Consider the following 25,373-nt stretch of genomic DNA (forward strand, 5'->3'; position numbering starts at 1 on the left):
TCACCATCCTTACCTAGTCAATTAGATTTTTACCCTTGGTGTAGAGAAAAACTGGGCCATCCAGACAGACATAGGTATCATCTATTTTGCAGTGGCCACATTTTCCGATTCCGCAGCACATTTTTCTTTCATGGGAAATCCACACATTCTCCTCTTGAAAACCTTCTTTTAGAAGACCATTTATAGAATATCGCATCATTGCGGGGGGACCTACTACAATGGCTGCTGCATTTGTTTTATCCTGTAATTCAAGTTTAGGAATATATTCAGTAACCAACCCAACATGGCAGGCCGTATCATCCTCTGCACAATCCACAGTTAAAATAATCTTCATGTTTTGTTTCCATTTCGCAAAATCCTCCAGGAAAAGAATCTGTCCAGGCGTCTTAAAGCCTGCTACTACATGGAGAGATTTCAGCTCATCTATATGCTCATTAAAATACTCAATGACACCACGTACTGGTGAAACTCCCGTACCTCCCGCTATAATCACCAGTTCTTTTCCCTTGTAATCTTCGACTTTAAAACCATTTCCATAGGGTCCTCTTAAGAATAACTTATCTCCTACGTAACGTTCAAATATTTCATTTGTTACCTTTCCAACCTTACGAATTGTAAGTTCTGCATAACCTTCACCGATACCGCTGACCGAGATAGGTGCCTCACCAAACTTTGGTATGGATACTTCAAAGAACTGTCCCGGCTTTACCTCTCCAGAAAAAGCCATGCGGAACGTGTATTCAATGTCTGTATGTTTTTTCACCTGAAGTATTTCGGACAAAAAAGGAGTATATTCATTTCTAACCATTGTTACTTACCTCCTTCATAGCATCTTCTAATTTGTTAATACAATTTGAAAAGGAGATATATTCCGGACAGACATCATCGCACCTGCCACAGCCCACACACATATGATAACCGTTCCTCTTCTTATAATCATATACTTTATGAAGTACCTTAAAACGCATTCTTTCACCGTTTTTTCTACGGTATGAACCGCCACCGGCAACCTCTGTATACCCATCAACCATGCAGGAGGCGTGAACTCTTCTTCTTTCACCTGCTTTACCGTTGTCTGTATAAAAGATATCCTGCATAGAAAAGCAGGTACAGGTAGGACAGACAAAATTACATCTTCCGCAATTAATGCAACGGCTGTTATATTCCTCCCACATAGAGGATTTAATAATATCTATAGAAAGATTATTGGGAATCTTTACCTTAACATCATTTTCTTCAACAAATGGAATACGAATCTCTTTCTCTTCTAATTGCCCTACTATAGAGGTTATTTCATCCCAGCGGCTTTCAAGATGATAACCGCCCTCTCCGGGATATAGTGCTAGGTCGAAGTCTTCCGGTACATTGGTTCCCATGCTTACACAAAAACAATTATCATAGGATTTACCACAACCAATTACTACGAATTTTACTGCCTCCCGCAACCGTTTATAATAATAGTCTACAAAACCGTTTTGTAGATACATTTGATCCAGACGTTTTACACCATGAAGATCGCAGCTTCTAAGAAATATTACCGCTCCTTTTTTTCGTTCCGGCTCTGCTTCTTTTACCTCATCTTCTGTAAAATAATATAATGTCTGACTAATGGGAAGCAAAACTTCTTTAAAGGAGTAATTCGATTTTTCGAAAAATTCGATTTCTGCTACCTTGTCCACTACCTCATAGCGGATGCAATCCGTATCAGAATACATTCCTTCCCCTTCTTTTCTTTTTGGAGCATAAATAATGTAATCCTTTTTTAAGGCATCCAAAACCTTTTGCATACTGCTTTCGTCTAAAATATATCCCATATTGCACCTTTCCCTTTCTATTGTTAAATCTATCACAGGTGCAAAAAGAAAACCGTGAGATAACTCACGGTTTTTTAAAAAAATCACTCAATTTTTGTTGATCAGGAATTATAAATTTGTTCTTGTGGATAACTAACAGGTGCATATCTACTAGCTTTTTTGCTTGTCTTGATACAGTCTCCCTCTTTGACCCTAACATTTCTGCCAGATAAGTTATTGTTAAATTCAAGTCAATACATAAGCCGTCTTCCTGCTTTATACCGTAATCCTTGGATAGTTTGTATAGCTTTGCAGCAAGTCGTTTTTCGCCAGTCAAGTCATTGGTAGTATTTTTTAGCTGTCTGTATAGTCTCCTGATTTTTAGTGCCATGGAATTCATGATAACTTTCGTCAATCCACTGTCTTTTTCCATCACATGCCAGAACCTCGTAACGGGCATCGCAAGAACCAGTGACTGTTCCAGCATTTCACAATTTATAGATGCCGGTAAATCCTGTAGCATAACCTCATTAAGCATGCTTCCTTCCCCATAGACAAAAATAACCTTTTTTTCACCCTGACTGTTTAATTTATATAAAGATGCCCTCCCCGTTATCAAGATATAGATGCTTTTAACCTCTTCTTTATCCCGAAACAGATGCTTTCCCTTATCTACCTTTAACAGAGAGGAAAATGCAGCAATTTCTATAAGACTTGTCTGGGAAGCTGTCTTAAAAATTTCTGTTGCTGCAATTGCGTCTTTTAAGGAAACCAATTCTTCCTCCTTTCCGGCAAACAATTCCTTAGTCAATTGCGAAACTGTCATTTTATATATCGACACCAGTCTAAATCACCAAAAGCAGGTTACAATTACTAGCAACTCATTCTTTATATTGGCGATTTTCCCCACTTCCAATCTCTAGACTTATATTTCGCAATCCCCTAAAACAATTCCCTTTTACTATGGAACTAATTATAAATAAAAATACGAAGTTTGAAAAGGCGCAATTTCAAATTTATGTCGTATTACTTAAAATTGAGAAACATATTCTTGATTCTATCCAGACAGAATGGGAAATCAATTTTTTCTATTGCTGTCTTTGTTAATATGGGGACTTCTTTTATGAATTCGTCTCCCACATAATATTTAGCACTTCCCACCGCCATGTCTGCTTTAATAGGTGCTGTCATAGCCGTGGGAACCTTATATACTACGTTAACAACTTCTCCTTGCCGCATAAGGAGAGAGATATCACCTGTATAGTAAAGCTCTACGTAATTTTCTTTTCCATCTTCTACAAGCGCAGGTGCAAATTCTTTCTCTGCATTAAAAATCTGCCGATATTCATAATTATGAACTCCATAATCCATTAATCCCACTGTATCCGACCACTTGTAAGTTTTGTGAGGAGGCCATCCGCTGCCTAATACACTGGATATAAAAGTTTTCCCATCTCGCTTTACTGCTCCTACAAAACAATATCCAGCCTTGCTTGTGAACCCGGTCTTAATTCCAATGGCACCATTATACATATACAAGAACCTGTCTTTATTACTTACTGTAAATCCTCTTCCCTTAGTTAATTCTGAGAATTGGTGGGTGGCCGTATTGGTTATTTTTATAAATTCAGGATTTTGAATCGCATAACCGGCTATTCTTGATAGTTCTACTGCTGTAGTATAATGTCCCTGGGCATCCAAACCGTTGGGAGTTACAAAATTAGTATGTTCACAGCCTAATTCTCTGGCTTTTTCATTCATAAGCTTTGCAAACCCTTCAACACTGCCTCCCACATGTTCCGCTATGGCAACTGCTACATCATTATGAGATTCCAACATTAAAGAATATAGCAGGTCTTCTAATTTGTACTGTTCACCTGCAATTACATTTAGCTGGACATCCGGCATTGTGGAGGCGTACTTGGATATCGTTACCACATCCTCAAGATTTGCTTTCTCTAAAGTAATGATACAGGTCATGATTTTTGTGGTACTTGCCATGGGCATTTCCTGATACCCGTTTTTTTCATATAAAACACGCCCATTGGCAGCATCAATTAAAGCTGCTGACTGGGCGTATAATTTTAAATTTTTTGTTTCTGTAAGTTCTGAGGATTTGACTTTAGAATCAGGCTGATTTTTATCCTCCATGGCTATCGGGATGTTCACTTTTTCCTGGTTTAAGCTTGTAAGTAAAGCCTCGTATTGAGTGATACTGCAAAAATACAAAATAAGTACGGATATTATAATACCTGGTATTTTCTTTTTCATTCCTGGCTTCCTAATTTTATACTTAATTTAATTGTATTTTAAAGGAAAAATATTATGCTAAAATTATAGGCATCGTTTTAATATTTACTCTCTATAGTATAGGATATTGCCACAGCTTCTGTTCTTACTAGTTTTGATTTTATAAATTTGATAAATTGTATAATAAACAGGTTAGATAATGCTAAACCATATACTGTTAGTAGCAGATTTAAACTTAAAGTTGCAGTCTCAAACATGTGATTTAATCCAGGAATTAACAATACTGCGTTCAATAAAATAAATCCAATTGCAAACGCACCACCTAATATTTTATTATTTATTATTTCTTTTTTAAATAATATACATTGTTCTGATTTTGAATTATAACCATGAACAAGTCTTGACAAGCACAATGTTGCAAATGCCATAGTGCTTGCAACGGCTTCACCACCATTTTTTAGGCCGATATAATAAGCACACATTGTCATAGCACCGATTACAAAACCTTCTGTCAATATACCAAATAAGAACTGTTTAGTTAAGATAGATTCATCCTTTTGTCTTGGTGCCTCTGCCATAACCTCTTTGGTGTGGGAATCAAGACCTAATGCAATAGCTGGAAGGCTATCTGTTAAAAGGTTAATGAACAACAGGTGGACGGGTGCAAAAGGTACGGCCAGACCCGCTAGGGATGCGTATAAAACAGATAAAATACCAGCGGTATTACCGGATAGTAAAAACTTAATGGATTTTTTAATATTACGATATACGTTTCTCCCATTTTCTACTGCTTTTACAATGGTTGCAAAATTATCATCCGTAAGTACCATAGAAGCTGCATCCTTTGCCACTTCACTACCAGTGATACCCATTGCTATACCTACATCTGCCTGTTTTAGTGCCGGAGCATCGTTTACACCATCACCGGTCATGGCAACTATATTGCCTTTTTCCTGCCATGCTCTTACAATCCTAATTTTATGCTCCGGTGATACTCTGGCATAAACACACACCTTTTCAACAAAAGTTTTTAATTCTTCGTCTGAAAGTCCGTCAATTTCACTACCTTCCACTGCTATATAACCATCTTCTAAAATACCAATCTGTTCTGCAATAGCGGCCGCTGTTATTTTATGGTCGCCGGTTATCATAATTGCACGGATACCAGATTTCTTACATTGAGCCACTGCTGCTTTTGATTCTTCTCTTGGAGGATCCATCATTGCGATTAATCCCAGGAATATAAAGTCCGTTTCATCTTCCATTGAAACTTCTGTGTTCACAATATACTTGTATCCGAATGCCAAAACTCTTAGACCCTTCTTAGAGCAATCTAAGTTAGCCTTCATTATCTTATCTTTGTCTTTCGCCGTTATAGTATTAACTTGTCCATTTATTTCAATGCCGGTCATTCTACTAAGCATAACATCTACAGCACCTTTTGTAACCATAATCAGTTTATTGTCCATATTATGCACAGTAGACATTAACTTACGGTCAGAATCAAATGGAATTTCAGCAAGTCTTTCGTACTGATTCCTAATAGATGCTGTTTCTAAATTACTGTTGTTTAAACGTCCTGCCATAATAGTTGACATATTTACCAGAGCAACTTCGGTAGGATCACCTACCTCTACTCCGCCTGTATTGCTGGCGTCATTACACAATGCACTGAAATTCAGCAGTTTATTTTCCGTTGCAGACTGTACCGTATACTTATCAAAGGGTAACAAAGTATCATTTACATAAACATTCATAACGGTCATTTTGTTCTGTGTTAAAGTTCCGGTCTTATCAGAACAGATAATAGATACACTTCCAAGACCTTCTACTGCATGTAATTTACGGATAATTGCATTTTCTTTTGCCATCTTCTGGGTACTGAAAGCTAACACAATTGTTACAATAGAACTAAGTGCTTCCGGAATCGCTGCAACAGCAAGAGCTACTGCAAAAGTAAATGCGTCCATAATAGAAGAGCCCTCAATTACATTTACCGCAAATATAACTGCGCAGATGGCTAAAATTACTATGGAAAGTTTTTTCCCAAAGTTATCAAGGTTGGTCTGTAAGGGTGTTTTATGTTCTTTTGTATCCTTTAATAAAGTCGCAATTTTACCTACCTCTGTATTCATACCGGTAGCTGTTACTAAAAAACTTCCTCGTCCGTAAGTTACAAAACTTCCAGAGAACACCATATTAATTCTGTCACCTAAAGATACCTCACGTTCTAATATAATATCTTCTTTTTCAACACTTAAACTTTCGCCGGTAAGTGCACTTTCATTAATTTTTAAGCTGGCATTGTTAAGGATACGTCCGTCTGCACAGATATAATCCCCTGCCTCTAGAAGAACAATATCTCCAACCGCAACTTCTCTTGATGGTATAATTAAAGTTTCGCCGTCCCTTATTACTTTGGCATTGGGAGCTGATAACTGTTTTAAACTGTCTAATGACTTTTCTGCTTTTTTATGTTGTACCGTTCCTAAAATGGCATTCAAAATAATAACAAGAAATATTACAGCCGAACTTTCATAATCTCCCAAAACGGCTGATATAGTTGCTGCTGCAATTAAGATAATTACCAGAAAGTCCTTAAACTGACTTAAAAATATCTGCCCAATACTTTCCTTTTTACCTTCTGTCAGTTCGTTATACCCTTTTTCCTCCATTCTTTTGTTCGCTTCTGCTTTACTCAAACCATTCTCGTTTGTTTGAAACTCCTGCAAAAGATTTTTTTTACTGCTTTGATAAATTGATGTCATAAATCTCCTCCTGAAACTTCTTAGTGGTTATGAGCGCACAAAAAAAGACTTTTATTGTAAACGCTCACTTAACGTTACAACAAAAGTCTTGCTACTTAGTTACGAAGCAGATTATTCGTATGTGATAAACTCTTATCAGAACTATAATCGTATTGACGCCATCGCAAACATTAAAAGTTCTTTTCAATCTTTATAAACTTATAATGCAAGCTACTCCCTTTTGATTATTGATATCATAACAAAAAGTCTTATCTCTGTCAAATAAAATCTCAAAAATTATTTTGTTTTCTAAGTTTTGTTTTTTATATTTCGTCATTGTTTGTATGTTTTACAGCTATTTCCCCACAGATATTAGTCTGTAAGAATTTCTTGATTTCGGGATAGGAATCAGTGATTCCAAGTATCCACATAAGTTTTGTATAGACTGCTTCCGTTGTCATATCATATGCAGAAAGTATACCAAGCCTGCCTGCTGTTACTCCAACCTCATAGGTATCCAGATTAACACCGTCATATACGCACTGAGTTGCCATAATAACAGGTATTCCCCTTTTTATGAGTCTTTCCATATTTTCAAGCAGCTGCATATTGGCTACCGGCATCCCCCCAAGTCCATAGCCCTCAATAATAACTCCCTGATACCCTTCCTTAAGTATATAATCAAGTAGTCCCGGCTCAAAACCCGGCACCATTTTGAGCATGAATATTTTAGGAATTTTTAAGGTTTTTCCCGCCACAGCAGACGTGGATTGATTGTTTAGGCAGATATCATTTGCTCCAAGAATTTCTTTTATATCCACTTCCTTTTCCTGCATTCGTTTATAATCATCCGTTATGTAGAGCTTCCTCTCTTTTATAACACCTACATAGGGATAATTACAGCTGATATAAGCATCCTTATTAATGGAACTTCTTTTATAAACCCTCGTTCCCTTCATGATTTTATCATGAAATACCACAAAAACCCCAGAAAGTCGTCCGTCAGCAGCCGTAATGATAGCATCCTTTAAATTTTTTACACCGTCACTGTTGTCAAAGGCAATAGGAATTTGGGAACCGGTAAGTACAATTGCCTTTTCTACATTACAGAACATATAAGAAAGCATTGCTGCACTATATGACATAGTATCCGTCCCGTGAAGGATGACTATGCCGTCATATTTATCGATATGCTTCCTAATCGTCTCCTTAACTATATACCAATCACTTGGTATAATGTTACTGCTGTCTTTATTAAAAATAGGTTCAAAAGTTACATCATATTCACCGGCCAGGCTAATAATCTTATTAAATAGCATCTGGCTTAAATCGTCACCCGGTTTTAGTCCTTCCTTTGACCGTAGGCTGACTATGGTTCCGCCCGTTGTTAATACCAATACCCGTTTCAAAGTTTATCTTTCCCCCGCTTCTATTATCTGTAGTTTAAACTTCTTCAATTTTTTAATTATATGCTATAGTATATAATTTTGCAATATATCCTTTTCTTTAAATCTTTTATAGTCACGTTTCGCAATTGTCTAATGCTACTATTATTAACGTTTCCAAATTAATTAATTCTTCCTTAGATAAATCTCTTGCCTAAGGAATGCTTATAAAACCATGTAAATGCTAAAAATACATAGATGTCAAGATATTCGTAACAGTTTCATAAGTAAATCTTAACATTTAATAAGGTCAATTTAAAAAAGTATAAAGATTTAGGTGGTATACTTGAACTGTTGGAATTGTAGCCAAATATGCAATTGGTGTAAAAATACAAATTCTGCGGCACAATATATACATAATCCCAAAAAAAGAATGGAGAACATTAACACATGGACAAAAAACGCATTGCAGTTATCTTCGGAGGCTGCTCAACAGAATATGAAGTATCTCTTCAATCAGCCCATGCAGTAATTACGCATTTAGATAAAGAATTATTTGATGTTGTCATGATAGGAATCACCAGAGACGGCAGGTGGCTGCACTATAATGGAAATCTTGATAAGCTTTTAAATAACACCTGGTTTTATGATGCCAGCTGTGTAAAAGCGATTCTCTCACCGGATCGCAGAGATAAGGGACTTTTAGAGATTGCAGAGGATAGCATATCCCTCATAAAATTAGATGCCGTATTCCCTGTTCTTCACGGGAAAAATGGAGAAGATGGTACATTACAAGGTCTAATTGAATTATCCGGCATTCCTTTAGTTGGCTGCGGTACATTAAGTTCCGCTCTATGTATGGATAAAGATTTAGCCCACAAAATAGTTTATATGGCAGGAATAAAAACTCCATCTTCTGTAATAATTCGCAAAGATATGGAGAAAAATTTAATCTGTCGATTAACTAATGTTCTAACATTTCCTGTATTTGTTAAGCCAGTAAAATCTGGTTCCTCCTTTGGTATCACAAAGGTATTAAGAGAAGATGATTTGTGGGAAGCTGTTGAAGCTGCCTTTATTCATGATGATAAGGTGATTATTGAAGAAAATATTGAAGGTTTTGAAGTAGGCTGTGCAATACTTGGGAATGAGCAGCTTATTGTAGGGGAAGTAGATGAAATTGAGCTGACCCAGGGATTTTTTGATTTTACCGAAAAGTATACCTTGAAATCTTCTACCATTCATATGCCGGCAAGAATCAATCACGAGCTTGCCCATCAGGTAAAAGAGACCGCTAAAACTATATATCAAGAACTTGGCTGCAAAGGATTTGCCAGAGTGGATATGTTCCTTACACCAAACGGTGATTTAGTTTTTAACGAAGTTAATACCATTCCCGGTTTTACCTCTCATAGCAGATATCCAAATATGTTAAAAGGAATTGGGTTCGATTATTCACGTATATTAAAAGAACTTATTTATTTGGCAATTAAAGACTAACAACTGTTATTCACAAAGACTAGAAAGGTAACAGAAATTTATGAAAAAGTTGCTCTTAAAACCTGAAAATGTTCACAAAGGGAATTTAATACTTGTAAATAAAGAATATCCTATACAAGAAAAACAAGGCAGCTATGACTCTACATTAGTAAACTTAGGTATCAGGGATTCAGAAGTTATGATGGATTATGTGGCTGCCAAAGAGTTAAACAGGATATTTACATCATTAGCATGTGGAAATGATATTGTTCCTGTCAGTGGTTATCGCTCCAGTCAGGAGCAAAAACAGATTTATACTGACTCCCTCCAGGAAAATGGCAGACAGTTTACTGAAAAATACGTCGCTTATCCAGGGCATAGTGAGCACCAGACTGGACTTGCCATAGACCTGGCAGAAAATTCCTATAACATTGACTTTATACGACCTAATTTCCCCAAAAAAGGAATCTGTCTTAAATTTCGTAACCTAGCTGCGAATTATGGTTTTATTGAACGTTATCCTAAAAACAAAACATCCATTACCGGAATTGCTCATGAACCCTGGCATTTTAGATATGTGGGATATCCACACTCTGCACTTATGGTATCTCTCAATCAAACCTTAGAAGAATATATGGTTTTTACTAAAAGATATATCTATACAGAAGAACCCTATATTTACGAAGATGGGCAGAGACAGTATGAAATATACTTTGTTCCCATGGTGAAAGATGAAATAACCCTAGATTTGCCAAAAGACTTGCCTTATCAGGTCTCAGGCAATAACTTTGATGGTTTTATACTTACCCTCAAAACAGCAGGCTAATCGACTAAAAAGAAGCCGCAAAACTTTAACCTATGTTGCGGCAGTGAAGATTCGTGTGAAATGAAAAGTAAACTCACACCCTGATTTAAGGCGGAGCCGAATTTTAACAAATCGGCATGCAATGGGAGCTAGGATGAAAAAACAAGATACTTTTTCAACATCCTGATTTTTACACGAGCAAGTGCTATAAACACTGGACAACAGATGGGAGTTTAAGTTAAAAGATTTTTAACATCTTGATTTTCATGTGTGCTTTGCACACAGACGGGAGTTTAAATGCAAAAAAGAAATGAATATATTACACTGGATTTTTTCAGAATAATTGGAGCCTTTTTAATAGTTGCCATACATACCTCACCTTTGGCTTCCATAAACTCCACGGCGGATTTTATTGTAACTCGTATTTTTGCAAGGATTGCTGTCCCCTTTTTCCTTATGGTTACCGGATATTTTATATTACCTACTTATATACACTCAAAAACTGATGGTCGTTATAAGATAATATCATTTCTAAAAAAAACCTGTCAGCTTTACGGCTTTGCAATACTACTATATCTTCCCATAATGGTTTACAATGGTTATTTTAAGGAAACAGGTATTCTAACAATTATACAGGATATTTTTCTTAACGGAACCTTTTATCATCTATGGTATCTCCCCGGAGCTATAACAGGTATTTTATTACTATGGCTGTTACTTAACCATGTTAAGCCACAAACGGTCTTAGGGACAACCTTGATTCTATATTGTTTTGGCTTACTTGGTGATAGTTATTTTGGACTCATAGAAGGAATTCCTGTCATAAACAGCCTATATAAATTCTTATTTGTAATCTTTGAGTATACTAGAAATGGTTTATTCTATGCACCTGTATTTCTCATGCTTGGTGCAGTCCTTGCAATAAACAAACGAAATGTAATGAAAGGAAACCCAAGGATAGGACTTATCCTATCCTTGCTATTAATGACTTGCGAGGGGCTTCTGCTTCATACATTTGATATACAGCGCCACGATAGTATGTACGTAACTCTACTGCCCGTTATGTATTACTTGTTCCAAACCCTATTATCCATGAGAGTATGTTCAGAAAACTTAAAAGGTTATTGGCTTCTGAATTTTATGGGTCCTGTAAGAAGCAAAGATTTGAGATTTATCTCTATGGTTATCTATATCTTCCACCCTTTAGGCATTATATTGATAAGAGGTTTTTCCAAAGTAACGGGTCTGGAATATTTATTTATAACTAATAGTGTTATCCATTTTTTGTCAGTATCTCTGCTCTCCTATTTGGTTGCTGTGTTCTGTTTTTACTGCCGACTTTTGTTAAATAAGGAAATGCCTTATCCAAAAAGCCGTGCCTGGCTTGAGCTTTCTATAAATAATCTGCACCATAATGTACAAGTGCTTACCTCCTTGCTGCCACATAACTGTCATATTATGGGGGTTGTAAAAGCAAATGCTTATGGACACGGGGATATAAGAGTGTCGAGAGAATTAAATAAAATGGGTATCTCTACTTTTGCCGTCGCCACCATTGCAGAAGCAATACATTTAAGAAAGCATAAGATAAAAGGGGATATTCTAGTCTTTGGTTATACCCATCCCAAAGACTTTAAATATTTGGTAAAATATAATCTGACTCAAACAATTGTTGATTATGATTACGCCCGGACATTAAGTACCTTTGGCAGTCGTATTAAAGTTCATATAAAGATTGACACCGGTATGCACCGTCTTGGGGAAAGTTTTGAAAATCTGCACAATATAGAGGAAATCTATCATCTAGCAGGTCTTAAGATTACAGGTATTTACTCCCACTTAAGTGTGTCCGACAGTTACCTGGAAGCAGATATAACCTTTACACAGACCCAAATCAGCAGTTTTTTTAATACAATGGATAAATTAGAAGAAAAAGGTATTGATACCGGTAAAATTCATATACAAAGTAGTTACGGGCTTCTGAATTATCCGGAATTAGCTTGTGACTATGCCCGAATAGGTATTGCTCTTTATGGAGTTTTAAGCGCCCCCGATAAAATGCTTAAAGAAAAGGTCTCACTAAAGCCCGTACTTTCCTTAAAAGCAAGGGTTGTTACTGTGAAATCAATAAAAAAAGGTGAAACCGTAAGTTATGGAAGAGATTTTACAGCTCCTGATACCATGGTGATTGCAGTAGTTTCCATTGGATATGCTGATGGTATCCCAAGAAATCTAAACAACGGGAGCCTTCTTATAAAAGGAATGAAGGCTCCCATAGTGGGAAGAATTTGTATGGATCAGCTTATGATTGATATAACCAGGATTCCAAATATTGGTCAAGATGATGTAGTAACCATTATCGGCACTGACGGGCAACTTACAATCACAGCTGAGGAAGTTGCCGCAGAATGTGGAACTATAACAAATGAATTACTAAGCCGGCTGAGTGAACGTTTAAAACGTGTATTTATTTAAAGCGAATTATTTTTTAAAGCTACAGAAAGCATTAATTTTACGCGGTTTAACTGATTGACCTGAGATATTCCCGGGTCATAATCAATTGGCATAATATTGGCCATTGGATACCTATCCTTTAAGGGCTTAAACATACCTCTGCCCGTAATATGATTCGGTAAACAGGCAAGAGGCTGAACACATAAAATATTGGGTATACCATTCTCTATGCATTCAATCATCTCCGCTGTAATCAGCCATCCTTCCCCTGTTTGATTGCCAAGAGATAAAACCTCAGAAGCTTTTCTAGCTAATATATCGATGGAGGCAGGCGGTGAAAACCGTCTGCTTTTTTGTAACTCCTGGTGAATCGTTTTACGGTAATAAGAAAGATAAGTCCTTGCTAATTCACTTAGTCTTTTCTTTAATCTGCTACCTCCAAGGTACTTGTATTTAAAATCTGCATTGTATAAGGAGTAGAGGAAAAAATCCATTAAATCCGGGAGAACTACTTCTGCGCCACCCTCTTCTAATGTTTTTATTATTTCTGTATTTGCCATTGGATGATACTTAGCGAGTATTTCTCCAACTATGGCAACCTTGGGTTTTTTTACATTGTGTATCGTTAAATGATCAAAATCCTGTACTATATTTTTTATATTTTTGTCAAAAATCCTTTTGCTTCCATTTCTGACATTTTCTTTTGCTACCTCATTCCATTTTTGATACAGCGCATAGGCAGCACCTTTTTCCTTCTCATATGGCCTTGAACCATAGAGTAATTTCATAAACAAATCACCGTATAGCAGTGACATAATAAGCCGGTTGGCGAACCCAACAGATATCTTAAATCCTGGCTGTTCCCCTAATCCCACTATATTTAATGATATTAAAGGTATATTCTCATAACCTGCCTGCTTTAAGCCAAGCTTTAAAAACGACATATAGTTGGTAGCTCTGCACCCTCCTCCGGTCTGAGAGATGATTACAGAAGTATTATATAAGTCGTATTTGCCTGACTTTAGAGCATGAACAATCTGCCCTATTAACAGAATAGCTGGATAACATACATCATTATTCACATATTTAAGACCTTCATCAATTGCCAGCTGGTCGGCTGACGGCAGAATCTCCAGACGGTAATTACATGCCCTTGCTGCTTCTTGTATCAGCTCAAAATGAATCGGTGCCATCTGAGGTGCCAAAATGGTGTGTGTTTTTCTGATTTCATTGGTAAAAATAGGATTGTTATAGGTTATAACCTCTTTAAAGGGCGTATAGGATTCCTTTTCTCTCTCTTCGATTGCGGCTTTTAACGAACGAATTCTTATCTTTACAGCTCCCAGATTATTGCCTTCATCTATCTTTAACATGGTATAAATTTTTCCGGAGGCAGCTAAAATTTCAATTAATTGATCCGAAGTTACGGAGTCTAAGCCACACCCAAAAGAATTCAGTTGTATCAAATTAAGGCATTCTTCCTCTGCTACTTTTACTGCTGCTCTGTATATTCTGGAATTGTAAGACCACTGGTCTACTACCCTAAGTTTTTGTTTTAAAGGAGCCATATGGGAGATGCTGTCTTCTGTCAAAACAGCAAAACCAAAAGAACGAATCAGTTCCGGAATACCATGATGAACCTCCGGATCTAAATGGTATGGCTTACCACAAAGCACAATACCTCTTTTTTTATTCGCCGCTAAAAACTTTAGTGTATCTTCTCCCTTTTGTCTAATATCCTTTTTAAATCGTTCTAATTCCCCTCTAGCAGTTTTTACAGCACTCCTAATCTCCTCTACGGTTATCTTGTATTCCATTAACGCTTCTGCCATTGCCTTTTCTAAGGCTTTGTCATTGTTCATGGTGATGAAAGGTGCCAGATATTTAACTCCCTTTACCTCTTCTATATTGTTTCTGGTAACTTCAGAATAAGATATAACAATGGGGCAATTATAGTGATTATCCGCATCTTCATATTCTCTTTTTTCATAAACTACGGAAGGATAAAAGATAGTGTTAATACCTCTCTCCATTAAATTAAAAATATGACCATGACAAAGTTTTGCCGGATAGCAAACTGAATCAGAAGGTATGGTTTCGAGACCTCTTTCATAAAGCTTTTTAGTGGAAGGTGAAGATAACAATACTCGAAAACCTAAACTGGTAAAGAAAGCAAACCAAAAAGGATAATTTTCATACATGTTCAAAGCCCTGGGCATCCCAATTACACCACGTATGGCCTCTTCTTCCTTAAGCGGAGTATAGGAAAACAACCTTTGATATTTGTAAGTGTATAAATCAGGCAGCTTTTCCGCTGCCTGAAAGATATCCTCCCCAGCTTCTTTGGCAGTATCAGCTTTTTTGTAATTACTAATCTTTAAGTAATTACTTGTCTTGGCTGGCAGTATAGCTCCCAGCTCACAGCGATTTCCACTTACAAAAGTATCGCCAATAGAGAATACATTTACAGTCAACAGGCAATGATTGGTACATTTTTTACATCTTTCATAGGATGTATCCATTGCAAAAGAATGTAGATACGCTTCCCCAACCAATGTGGTTTTCGATTCTGAATCAGCTAAATATTTTTCTTTTGCTAATAAAGCTGCACCAAGAGCTCCCATTAAACCCGCTATTTCCGGTCTTACCACTTCTCTTTCTGTAATCAATTCAAAACATCTTAACACCGCATCATTATAAAAGGTTCCACCTTGGACTATCATACGCCTGCCCATATCTTTTTCACCGCGAATCTTTATCACCTTATAAATAGCATTTTTGACTACCGAATAGGATAAGCCTGCGGATAAATCTCCGATAGCAGCTCCCTCTTTTTGTGCTTGTTTCACTTTGGAATTCATAAAAACGGTACATTTCGTGCCTAAATCTACCGGAGCTTTTGCAAACAGCCCAAGCTTAACAAATTCCTTAATATCCAGATTCATAGAGGAAGCAAAACTTTCCAGAAAGGAACCACAACCGGAGGAACAGGCTTCATTTAAAAGAATACTGTCTATCGTTCCATTCTTAATTCGTAAACACTTCATATCCTGTCCGCCAATGTCCAGTATAAAGTCCACACCTGGAAGAAAATATTCCGCTGCTTTATAATGTGCTATGGTCTCTATCTCTCCCATATCCACATGAAAGGCAGCTTTTAATAGTTCCTCTCCATAACCAGTGACAGTACTTTTCCTTATAACTGCACCAACCGGTAGCTTTTTGTATATATCTTTTAGGATTTCTGCCGCCTTCTTTAAAGGCTCTCCCTGATTGCTTCCATAGAACTGGTATAATATTTCATCCTCTTCTCCAAGCAGTATAACCTTCGTGGTTGTTGAACCTGCATCAATCCCTAAGAAAGTATTACCTGTATAACTGCTTAAATCAAATTCTCGCATCTTACTCTGACTATGGCGTAATTTAAATTTTTCATATTCCTTCTCAGAAGCAAACAAAGGAGGTAAAACCTTAATATCTTCTCTCATTTCCTTTAAAGCCTGAATTTCATGAATCATTGTATTAATTTCAACCGGACTGACACCCTCTTCAGAATTAAAATCTTTTTCCTTGCAGGATGTTTTAGCCATAGATGTTTCTTTCCCTTCGTGGTACTTTGGCTTTTGTCCTTTTTCTCCTGCTAAGAGAGCTGCACCTATCGCCGGGTACAAAAGACCATTATCCGGAATAATTACCTCTTCATCCATCAGATGAAGACTTTCTATAAATCTCTTTCTAAGTTCAGAAAGAAAGTATAGAGGACCCCCTAGAAATGCAACTCTCCCCCGTATTGGCTTACCGCAAGCAAGCCCGCCTAAAGTCTGATTTACGACTGCCTGAAAGATTGAGGCAGCAATATCCTCCTTTCTGGCACCATCATTTAACAGGGGTTGAATATCCGTTTTAGCAAAAACGCCGCAACGGGATGCAATGGGATATAACACTTTATAATTTTTGGCATACTCATTTAAGCCTGCCGCATCCGTATTTAATAAAGCAGCCATTTGGTCAATAAAGGCTCCTGTACCACCGGCACAGCTATTATTCATACGTTGTTCAACACTGCCTTTTAGGTAAGTTATTTTGGCATCTTCTCCCCCCAGCTCAATAACTACCTCTGCCTGAGAAATCAGCGTTTCCACAGCCTTTGTACAGGCTATGACCTCCTGTTCAAAATTCAGCTTAAGCCAGTTTGACACGGATAAACCACCGGAGCCTGTCGTGTTAATCAAGCAGGGGTGGTTTCCCAGTGTCTTATAGCAATCCGTCATGACCTTTATAATCGTATTTTTGATATCCGATAGATGTCTCTTATATTCACTGTAAATTAATTGATTCTTTTCGTTTAATACTGCTATTTTAATCGTAGTGGAGCCTATGTCCAGACCAATTCTATATATGCTCATTCGGTAATCTCCTATGTTTTAATATCCATATTCTGTACTATCTATTTATTATGGACAGGAAAACATAAATCATACACTTTAGCTTTTATGTGACCATAGAGTTGGCTTAGCCGGGTCTATTTTTTTGTACTCTCTAACTAGATATATCATTTATAAGCTTTCTGTATATTTATAATCAGTTTCTTGTAAAGCAGGTATCTAAGTTTCTATGTGATTATATTCATCGAACCTCTGTCTAATCTCTTCAATCAGTAGTTCATCCAATCTGTTTTAAATTGTATCTAGCATAATAAAACATATATTGTTGCACAATTCCAGCAAATCCAGAATAGTGATTTATATCAAATTTTTTCTGGTATACCTGGTTCAGTATTCGGTCTATCCACACATCTATAGGGAATGCTTCTATATGGTGAAGGCTGAATAGAGCAACACAATTAGCAACCTTTATACCAACGCCAGATAAGGTCTTTAGTATCTCTATGGATTCTTCATAGGATACCTGCTGCAAATGTTTTAAATCAATTCTCTCCTGTACTATAGCATCTGTGGTTTTTATAATATAATCATCTCTATAACCAAGACCTGCTTCTCTAAGCTCCGCCTTCGTGGCCTTTGACAACTCCTCCGGCGAAGGAAAGGTAAAATACTCAACATTTCTATGTATGTTTCTCTTGCACTGCCCATATTTTCTGCTTAAAGCCTCAACGCAGGTTTTAATAGCCGGTATACTTTTTCGCTGGGATATAATAAAAGTAATTAAGGTTTCATAGACATCCTGTTTCAAGATGCGCAGACCTTTTCCATACGCCGCAGCATTTTTAAGAAATTCATCTTTTCCTTTTAGAAGTGATGTCACTACCTTATGATAGTCATATCCCATATCAAAATAGTCCTTCCAAACTTCTTCATATTCTTTCTCATCACAGGTTATCTCTACGGTGTCTGAAGTAAGCTGGGTAAGTTCTATATATTTTCCCAATGCAACCAGACTATATCTATCCTTTTCCAGTTCATTCATACGGAAGCACTGCCCGGACATTGCTATATGTTCCAAATTAAAATTCTCAGATGTAATAATCAATTTTATTAACCTCATATCATAAGTTTACAACGAATAGTTACCATAAATATTATAAGTAAAAGAAAGGGGAATGTAAATGATGAGATTTTTCCTTTCCCGTTTTGCACTAATTCAATTACTATATCACATTTAGACGGTATAAATTAAAAAAAAGAAACCTCAGACCTGTCTATGGTTTCTTTTTTCTATTATTTTATTTATATTAATGATTCAAATTTATAACAGTTGCTTTTACTCTTGTCATCGCCTCAATAGAATACCGTATACCTTGTGTCCCGATTCCGGATTTTTTCACGCCCAGGAAAGGGAAATGGTCCGGTCCACGTTCGGTTTTGTTATTCACCTGTACGGTTCCTACTTCCAAACGGTTTGCTACATAAAAAGCGTCTGTAATATTTTCTGTAAAGACTGAACTTTGAAGTCCGTATTCTGAGCGGTTTGCCAGTTCAATCGCTTCATCCACACTGTTTACTCTTAAAATAGGCAGTACAGGTCCAAAAGGTTCTTCCCATGCAACCCGCATATCCGTAGTTACATAGTCAAAAAGTGTAGGATAGATTAGATTGCCCTGACGTTTTCCGCCAACAATTAACTTTGCCCCTTTTTCTTTGGCATCCTCAATAAGTTCCATTACAAAGTCAGCCGCCTTTGTACTTATTAGTGGAACTACATCCACTTGTTTTTCCAAGGGATTTCCTACCTGAAGCTTACTGATTTCCTCATTCAGATAACCTATCAACTCATCTGCCACTTCATCAACCACAAGTATTCTTTTAACAGCTGTACATCTTTGTCCTGAATAGGAGAAAGCTCCTGCAATTATATTTTTTGCTGCAAACGCAAGATTAGCATCTTTTAATACAATTGCTGCATCTTTACCACCTAGTTCCATCAATAAGGGAACCATATGAACCTTTTCTGAAATACCTAATCCTATCTCTGTACTTCCTGTAAAATTAATAAAGTTAATATCCGTATGACTGACCACATAATCACCGATTTCACTTCCTTTTCCAGTTACAAGATTAAGTACGCCTTCCGGCAATCCGGCTTTTTGAAATAATTTTACAAGCTCCATACCGCAAAGGCTTCCTATCGTCGCCGGTTTAAAAACAACTGTATTTCCCGCTATCAGAGCTGGGGCTATTTTAGACGTTGCCAGGTTAATGGGATAGTTAAAGGGTGAAATAGCAAGAACAACACCAACCGGCTCTCTTGTCACCATTGCAAACTTATCTTTATTGAAGCCAGAAAAGGTATCACCTTGGATACTTTCCCCATGTATACTTTTTGCTGTATCAGCAGTAAAACGTATAAAGTCAGCAGTTCTTTTAATCTCAGAGTTTGCACTCTTATAATCTTTCCCCACTTCCTTCATTAGTAAATCTGTGAGTCTGTCTATATGTTCCAGTAATATATCAGCCGCTTTATATAGAATATCCGCACGAACATTCAGCGGTACGTTCTTCCATCCCTTAAAAGCTTCTTTTGCCATCCAGACCGCAGAATCTACGTCTTTTTTTGTCATAGCAGGCACCAAACCAATAACTGAATCATCGATTGGAGATTTAATCTCCACGTATTGTATATTATCTTTTAGTATTGAACGGTCAAATACATATTTTTGAGTCATATTATCGCTCCTTTCGCAAAGTCAGTCTATCTCTTTTTTAGACTAATGTAAAAGCTATAATCATAAGACAATCACTATTATAGTATGATAGTAATGCTAATATTATATTTAATCTCTTTCATAATATTAATTATATTTACTGCTTTTCTAAAAAGTTAAACCAATCATAACGAAAGAATTATATTTTGTATGTGACTAAGTTACAGGAATAAATACTTATAGCTTTTGCTCGCTGATAATGCGTTCTAACTCAAGTAATTCTCCCTGAGACAATTTCTGATTTCTTAAATATTCCATAAAAAAATTGCTTAACGAGCCATTAAAAAATTTGTCCAAAAGAGCTTTTGTCTCTGTGTTTTGTACCGTTCGTTTTGATACTAGAGCTTTACACAAGAAACCGGGTTCTTCTCTCTTTACTGCACCTTTTTCTATAAGACGTTTTATAACAGTATAAGTAGTATTTTTTTCCCATCCTATGTATTCTTTAATTATTTTGGAGATGTCCTTGGCGGCTAGTACTTTATTAGACCACAATAACTCCATTATATTTAATTCACCTTCATGTAGACGTATTTCATTCATCCTAAGCTCCCATCTGCGACCTTCTGGTCGCGTACGTTCAAGGGGTTGATAGCCTTTATTCAACCTTGCTCCCATCTGCGACCTTTTGACCGCGTACGTTCAAGGGGTTGATAGTTTTTTGCTCAACCTTGCTCCCATCTGCGACCTTTTGACCGCGTACGTTCAAGGGGTTGATAGTTTTTTGCTCAACCTTGCTCCCATCCGCACTTTTTATTGTATGAAGTGCATTACAATAATAAAAAATATCTATATGAAATTCAAATTAATGAATGTAAAAAAATATCTGCCTATCCATGACAACTCATCTATAGGTCTTAAAATCAAGCTTATATATCACTTGAAAACATAATATTCTACTACTGTAGAAAGGCAATGATTTTCTGGAGAAAAATAAACAAATTAATAATGATTCGTAAACTTTTTGTTACAACTTTATCAAATTTATACCTGTTCTAATTTTTACCAGTCATATTTACAATTATGACTTTATAAGTTACGAAGTAATCTCTTTTATTCCTATATACCTAAAACGAGTAGCATTCAACAAATTCAGCTAACTCAATGATCTACTATTGTCGAATAATCTCCACTAACATTGATGGTTGTAAACTACCAAAGTAGATTACAACCATCAATTAATTCTACCCAAATAGAATTAAAATGTCAATGATTTTTCCAATTATAATATATTTTTATAAATATTGCTAAAAATAAAATTTTACACAAAAAAGAAAGAGTCTGACTTGACAGACTCAGGTATTGATATTTATATACAAAATACTGCATATAATGGAACATATTTTACGTCATTATGATAATAAAAATTCTTTGTCGATACTTTAATAGCATACTCCACTTGCTTGCATTTATTTTTTATAATACTAATATTCTTTGAGCGAGTATACTCATTGGACCAGACTTCGATTGGTAGTATGTTAGAATCTTTACGAATAATAAAATCAATTCGAGCAGAAGAGGCTGACTCCCAATAACTCAATTCATAGCCGTTTGCTATAATGCTCTGGGCTATATAATTATCCAATATTCCTTTTCGAATCAGTTCTTGCTTATAATTCAGTTCTTTTTTAAATAATGTGTTGAGGATTCCTACATCCAACATATATAATTTAAAATTATGAAGTTCCAGGAAGTTCTTCTTATCATCCATATTCTGTAAAACGCCGTCCATAAGTAAAATATCTTCTGTCTTAGGTGATGCAATCCCATAGCCACTTCTCACCAGATTGTCAATAGCCTCTGCATACATTGTCTGCGTTGCTCCCCGACGAATCAATGTAAACTGGAACTTTTTATTTTGCTTATATAACTGTGCCGGTATTGTTCCGATGATTTGGCGGACTTTTAATGCCTCAGCATCATCTTTTGATTGATTGTACGTTAAATAAGAATTTAACAATATAGAATGTTGATTGGGTACATTATATAAGCCTCCGGTGTTCATGTATTCATTTACCGCAAGGGGCATCCCCCCCACCATTAAATACAGTTCTAATAAGTTCATAAGTTCATTATGTACTATATCAGGTAATTTTTTATTGGTTTCAAAGTGCTCTGCAATAGCATCGATATACCATTTATCTCCAATGGATGTTAAAAATTCTTCAAAATCCAGAGGATATAGACAAAGCTTATCAAAACTACAATTGGATATTTCTATAGAATGCAGATTATTACAAATACATAACAAGTCACAATCCGGTAATACCTTGTGAAGCAATGTCAGGAAAGCATCTTTTTCCTGACAAAAATCAAAATCATCCAAAATAGCCAGTGTGGGGGATTCGTCTGATTCGCTAAAGTTAAATCTATCTTTAAGCTGCACATATGAATCACTCTCAGACTGGCTAAGTAGCTTATTATAAATTTCTGGCTCTGTTTCAAAATTGAAATATACTATATTATTATAAAAAGATTTACCAAAATCATATGCTAGATACGTTTTCCCTACACCCTTAGCTCCCGTAATAAACAAGGGGTTTTTATCCGTCTGTTCTTTCCACTTTAAAAGTTTACTTATCAGTTTCCTTTTCAATATAGTACTCCTTCTGAACAGTTGAATTACCTAAGCTTATTTAAAAGCTTCACGAAATAATCTGGTAACGGTGCTTCAAATTCCATATATTGCTTAGTAGTCGGATGAATAAACCCTAGAACTCTGGCATGTAATGCCTGCCCCTCCAGATTAAAGTTTACTCTTCCTGACCCATAAACATCATCACCAAGCAAAGGATGGCCAATACTTGCCATGTGTACACGTATTTGATGAGTTCTTCCAGTCTGTAGAGAACATTCAATATGTGCATAACGGTTACTTAAGTTTTCAAGAAGTGTATAATTGGTAACTGCTGACTTTCCATTCTTATGATTAACAGCCATTTTCTTTCTATCCGTAGGATGCCTTCCAATAGGAGCATCTACCGTTCCTGATTCCTCTTTAAAGGCTTGAAAAACGACAGCATTATATCTTCTGGTAATTGAATGTACTTTTAACTGCTCTGCTATAAATTGATGGGCCTTGTCATTTTTACAGGTAACTATAACTCCAGTGGTATTCATATCAATTCTATGAACAATACCAGGCCGCAGTACGCCATTAATACCAGATAAATCCTCTTTACAATGATAAAGTAAACCATTTACTAAAGTTCCTTTATAATGACCTGGTGCCGGATGGACAACCATTCCTTTGGGCTTATTGATAATAATGATATCTTCATCCTCATAAATAATAGCAAGAGGTATATCCTCAGCAGCTATATTCAAATCAGCTGGAGGCGGAAGTGTAACAAGTATCTGGTCACCATCTGATACTTTATAATTTGCTTTAATTATTGTACTGTTGACTAATACTTTGCCTTCCTGAATTAATTTTTGCAGATAAGAACGAGTAAGATCCTCCTGATTTTCTGCAAGAAATTTGTCAATGCGGATTCCGCTATCTTCCTTTTCAACTAAAAAATCTAAAACCTGATTATTCATGCCCCTCTTCTTTCTTTTTGCTTAAAAAATCAAAATCCTCGTCCTTATAATAGAATATGCTTAAAATAATTAGAAGAGCAGCCGAACAGGTAATATACATATCAGCCACATTAAAAATCGGGAAATCAATTAATTCAAAGTATATGAAGTCAACCACGAAATTACGTAGAATCCTATCTATAAAATTGCCAATTGCCCCTGCTCCAATAAATATAAGAACTATTCTTAAAGCATCATACTGTTTCTTTGCAGGTATTTTTAGATAGAAAAATACCATTCCCGCCATGATAACTAAAGTAAGTACCACTAAAAACCCAATCTTACCACTCATGATTCCCCATACTGCCCCATCATTTTCATGGTATCTCAGTTGAAGTACTCCTGATATAATCTGAAACGGATCTTTTCCTTTTAACTTAGTCACAACCAGATATTTTGTAAGCTGGTCAAACCCCAATAACAAGAAAATATAAAACAAATGCCTTAGCTTTTTCATTCAAACACCATATAACATGCCACTACATTAACATGTTATTTCCACTTAGAGCTTTTCTATAATAACTCAAAACGGATTCCTTTCTCTTCATTTTTTTACATGTAATACCAGGCAACTGCATATCAAAATACCCGTCATATGAAGCTATTTATTTTTATTTATTAAAATGAGTCTTCAAGTATATACTGTATGGACTCAAGAATTTCTGTCTGTGTAACATCCATATCGATGTATGCCTCGCCAATGCATCTTAATAAAACAAACTTAATTTTATTGCCTTCCATCTTTTTATCGTGGGTAGTTACTCTGTATATTTCATTAGGATTCAATCCTCTAACGGATATTGGTAATTCAAACGCTTTTATTACCACTTTAATATCTTCTAATTCTTCAAGGGTAATCCATTTCTTTTTATAAGATAAATAACTTGCTGCAACCATTCCAACTGCAACACATTCCCCATGTAAAAGTTTGAAGTCCATAAGCTTTTCAATGGCATGTCCTATCGTATGTCCAAAATTTAACAAGGCCCTTTCCCCTTGTTCTTTCGGGTCTTTTTCGACTACTTCCTGTTTTATTCTACAGCTCTTATAAACCAATTCTCTTAGACTATCCGGTTCACGGTTTTTAATACTGTCTATATTTTTCTTTAACCAAGAGTAATAACTGCGATCCTTTATTAATCCATACTTAATTATTTCACCAAGACCAGAATAGTACTGAACATCACTTAATGAATACAAAGTACTTAGATTCATATAAACAGCCGCAGGTTGATGGAAAGCCCCTATCATATTCTTATAATCTTGAAAGTCAACTCCCGTTTTACCACCTATACTGCTGTCTACCATAGCTAACAGGGACGTTGGTAACTGAATGAATTGTATTCCTCTAAGGTAAGTGGCAGCCGCATAACCAGTAAGATCTCCTACCACACCACCACCTAAGGCAACCAGTAAGTCTTTTCGGTCAAAATTAGATTGTATTAATCTATTGTAAAGTTCCTGAACTGTTCCTAAATTCTTGCTGTTTTCTCCAGCTGGAAAGGTAAAGGTCTCCACTACTTTTGCATAGTCTTTTAAAAGTTCTATTAATTCATTTAGGTAATGTCTGCTGAGATTAGAATCTGTAACAATACAGACTTTTTTCCTAGAAGTTCCTAGTTTATTTAATTCCCTGCATAACATATTATAATTATATTCCAGCGTTATGTCATATATGGGCTTGTCTTCATAATTCACTGTGATTATATTGTTCAT

At 36.1% G+C, this 25,373-nt stretch carries 17 protein-coding genes; 3 read left to right on the forward strand and 14 right to left on the reverse strand.

The features are described from left to right. Nucleotides 1-13 precede the first annotated feature (13 nt). The 6 genes from asrB to acsn021_RS12915 all read right to left on the reverse strand — a co-directional run bounded on the left by asrB (nucleotide 14) and on the right by acsn021_RS12915 (nucleotide 8,199). Nucleotides 14-808, reverse strand: coding sequence for an anaerobic sulfite reductase subunit AsrB (gene asrB, locus acsn021_RS12890; protein ID WP_184088551.1), 795 nt, complete (start codon nucleotides 806-808; stop codon nucleotides 14-16). Next, nucleotides 801-1,814 carry an anaerobic sulfite reductase subunit AsrA gene (asrA, locus tag acsn021_RS12895; protein ID WP_184088549.1) on the reverse strand — a complete coding sequence of 338 codons (1,014 nt, stop codon included), beginning with the start codon at nucleotides 1,812-1,814 and terminating at the stop codon, nucleotides 801-803. The genes asrB and asrA overlap by 8 nt, the downstream gene beginning before the upstream one ends. A gap of 64 nt (nucleotides 1,815-1,878) precedes the next feature. Next, nucleotides 1,879-2,619, reverse strand: coding sequence for a Crp/Fnr family transcriptional regulator (locus acsn021_RS12900; RefSeq protein ID WP_184088546.1), 741 nt, complete (start codon nucleotides 2,617-2,619; stop codon nucleotides 1,879-1,881). A 200-nt stretch (nucleotides 2,620-2,819) separates the two neighbouring features. Then, complete coding sequence (locus acsn021_RS12905; RefSeq protein WP_243167737.1) at nucleotides 2,820-4,064, reverse strand: D-alanyl-D-alanine carboxypeptidase family protein; 1,245 nt, start codon at nucleotides 4,062-4,064, stop codon at nucleotides 2,820-2,822. A 77-nt stretch (nucleotides 4,065-4,141) separates the two neighbouring features. After that, nucleotides 4,142-6,811, reverse strand: a complete 2,670-nt coding sequence (locus acsn021_RS12910) for a cation-translocating P-type ATPase (protein ID WP_184088543.1) — start codon at nucleotides 6,809-6,811, stop codon at nucleotides 4,142-4,144. A 302-nt stretch (nucleotides 6,812-7,113) separates the two neighbouring features. Then, complete coding sequence (locus acsn021_RS12915; RefSeq protein WP_184088539.1) at nucleotides 7,114-8,199, reverse strand: asparaginase; 1,086 nt, start codon at nucleotides 8,197-8,199, stop codon at nucleotides 7,114-7,116. A 426-nt stretch (nucleotides 8,200-8,625) separates the two neighbouring features. Between acsn021_RS12915 and vanG the strand changes: the two genes are divergently transcribed. From vanG to vanT, 3 genes are all read left to right on the forward strand, one after another. Then, nucleotides 8,626-9,675: a D-alanine--D-serine ligase VanG gene (gene vanG, locus acsn021_RS12920; RefSeq protein ID WP_184088537.1), complete on the forward strand. Its 1,050-nt coding sequence runs from the start codon at nucleotides 8,626-8,628 to the stop codon at nucleotides 9,673-9,675. A 40-nt stretch (nucleotides 9,676-9,715) separates the two neighbouring features. Continuing rightward, nucleotides 9,716-10,480, forward strand: coding sequence for a M15 family metallopeptidase (locus acsn021_RS12925; protein WP_184088535.1), 765 nt, complete (start codon nucleotides 9,716-9,718; stop codon nucleotides 10,478-10,480). Between the two features lie 276 nt (nucleotides 10,481-10,756). Further along, nucleotides 10,757-12,934, forward strand: a complete 2,178-nt coding sequence (gene vanT, locus acsn021_RS12930; protein ID WP_184088533.1) for a serine racemase VanT catalytic subunit — start codon at nucleotides 10,757-10,759, stop codon at nucleotides 12,932-12,934. Here the strand turns inward: vanT and acsn021_RS12935 are convergent. From acsn021_RS12935 to aroB, 8 genes are all read right to left on the reverse strand, one after another. Then, a complete protein-coding gene (locus acsn021_RS12935; protein ID WP_184088530.1) occupies nucleotides 12,931-17,319 on the reverse strand; it encodes a 2-hydroxyacyl-CoA dehydratase in 4,389 nt (1,462 codons plus the stop codon). The genes vanT and acsn021_RS12935 overlap by 4 nt on opposite strands. 256 nt (nucleotides 17,320-17,575) lie before the next feature. After that, on the reverse strand, nucleotides 17,576-18,403 hold the full coding sequence (locus acsn021_RS12940) for a DNA-3-methyladenine glycosylase family protein (RefSeq protein ID WP_184088528.1): 828 nt from the start codon (nucleotides 18,401-18,403) through the stop codon (nucleotides 17,576-17,578). A gap of 202 nt (nucleotides 18,404-18,605) precedes the next feature. Beyond that, entirely contained in the window at nucleotides 18,606-20,036 is a 1,431-nt protein-coding gene (locus acsn021_RS12945) for an NADP-dependent glyceraldehyde-3-phosphate dehydrogenase (RefSeq protein ID WP_184088526.1), read from the reverse strand. Nucleotides 20,037-20,252: 216 nt separating this feature from the next. Next, complete coding sequence (locus acsn021_RS12950) at nucleotides 20,253-20,618, reverse strand: BlaI/MecI/CopY family transcriptional regulator (protein WP_243167736.1); 366 nt, start codon at nucleotides 20,616-20,618, stop codon at nucleotides 20,253-20,255. A gap of 766 nt (nucleotides 20,619-21,384) precedes the next feature. Beyond that, entirely contained in the window at nucleotides 21,385-22,671 is a 1,287-nt protein-coding gene (locus acsn021_RS12955) for a DUF4143 domain-containing protein (protein ID WP_184088524.1), read from the reverse strand. Between the two features lie 26 nt (nucleotides 22,672-22,697). Further along, nucleotides 22,698-23,618, reverse strand: coding sequence for an RluA family pseudouridine synthase (locus tag acsn021_RS12960; RefSeq protein ID WP_184088522.1), 921 nt, complete (start codon nucleotides 23,616-23,618; stop codon nucleotides 22,698-22,700). Then, nucleotides 23,611-24,114, reverse strand: coding sequence for a signal peptidase II (gene lspA, locus acsn021_RS12965; protein ID WP_184088520.1), 504 nt, complete (start codon nucleotides 24,112-24,114; stop codon nucleotides 23,611-23,613). Before lspA ends, acsn021_RS12960 begins: the two co-directional genes overlap by 8 nt. Nucleotides 24,115-24,275: 161 nt before the next feature. Further along, nucleotides 24,276-25,373: a 3-dehydroquinate synthase gene (aroB, locus tag acsn021_RS12970; protein WP_184088517.1), complete on the reverse strand. Its 1,098-nt coding sequence runs from the start codon at nucleotides 25,371-25,373 to the stop codon at nucleotides 24,276-24,278.

The organism is Anaerocolumna cellulosilytica (genome assembly GCF_014218335.1).
In the GTDB taxonomy this organism is placed as follows: Bacteria; Bacillota; Clostridia; order Lachnospirales; family Lachnospiraceae; genus Anaerocolumna; species Anaerocolumna cellulosilytica.

Excerpts from the sequence above, each read along its gene's own strand:
- asrB (WP_184088551.1), bottom strand. The coding sequence starts at position 808 with ATGGTTAGAAATGAATATACTCCTTTTTTGTCCGAAATACTTCAGGTG.
- asrA (WP_184088549.1), bottom strand. The coding sequence starts at position 1,814 with ATGGGATATATTTTAGACGAAAGCAGTATGCAAAAGGTTTTGGATGCC.
- acsn021_RS12900 (WP_184088546.1), bottom strand. The coding sequence starts at position 2,619 with ATGACAGTTTCGCAATTGACTAAGGAATTGTTTGCCGGAAAGGAGGAA.
- acsn021_RS12905 (WP_243167737.1), bottom strand. The coding sequence starts at position 4,064 with ATGAAAAAGAAAATACCAGGTATTATAATATCCGTACTTATTTTGTAT.
- acsn021_RS12910 (WP_184088543.1), bottom strand. The coding sequence starts at position 6,811 with ATGACATCAATTTATCAAAGCAGTAAAAAAAATCTTTTGCAGGAGTTT.
- vanG (WP_184088537.1), top strand. The coding sequence starts at position 8,626 with ATGGACAAAAAACGCATTGCAGTTATCTTCGGAGGCTGCTCAACAGAA.
- acsn021_RS12925 (WP_184088535.1), top strand. The coding sequence starts at position 9,716 with ATGAAAAAGTTGCTCTTAAAACCTGAAAATGTTCACAAAGGGAATTTA.
- vanT (WP_184088533.1), top strand. The coding sequence starts at position 10,757 with ATGCAAAAAAGAAATGAATATATTACACTGGATTTTTTCAGAATAATT.
- acsn021_RS12935 (WP_184088530.1), bottom strand. The coding sequence starts at position 17,319 with ATGAGCATATATAGAATTGGTCTGGACATAGGCTCCACTACGATTAAA.
- acsn021_RS12945 (WP_184088526.1), bottom strand. The coding sequence starts at position 20,036 with ATGACTCAAAAATATGTATTTGACCGTTCAATACTAAAAGATAATATA.
- acsn021_RS12950 (WP_243167736.1), bottom strand. The coding sequence starts at position 20,618 with ATGAATGAAATACGTCTACATGAAGGTGAATTAAATATAATGGAGTTA.
- acsn021_RS12960 (WP_184088522.1), bottom strand. The coding sequence starts at position 23,618 with ATGAATAATCAGGTTTTAGATTTTTTAGTTGAAAAGGAAGATAGCGGA.
- lspA (WP_184088520.1), bottom strand. The coding sequence starts at position 24,114 with ATGAAAAAGCTAAGGCATTTGTTTTATATTTTCTTGTTATTGGGGTTT.
- aroB (WP_184088517.1), bottom strand. The coding sequence starts at position 25,373 with ATGAACAATATAATCACAGTGAATTATGAAGACAAGCCCATATATGAC.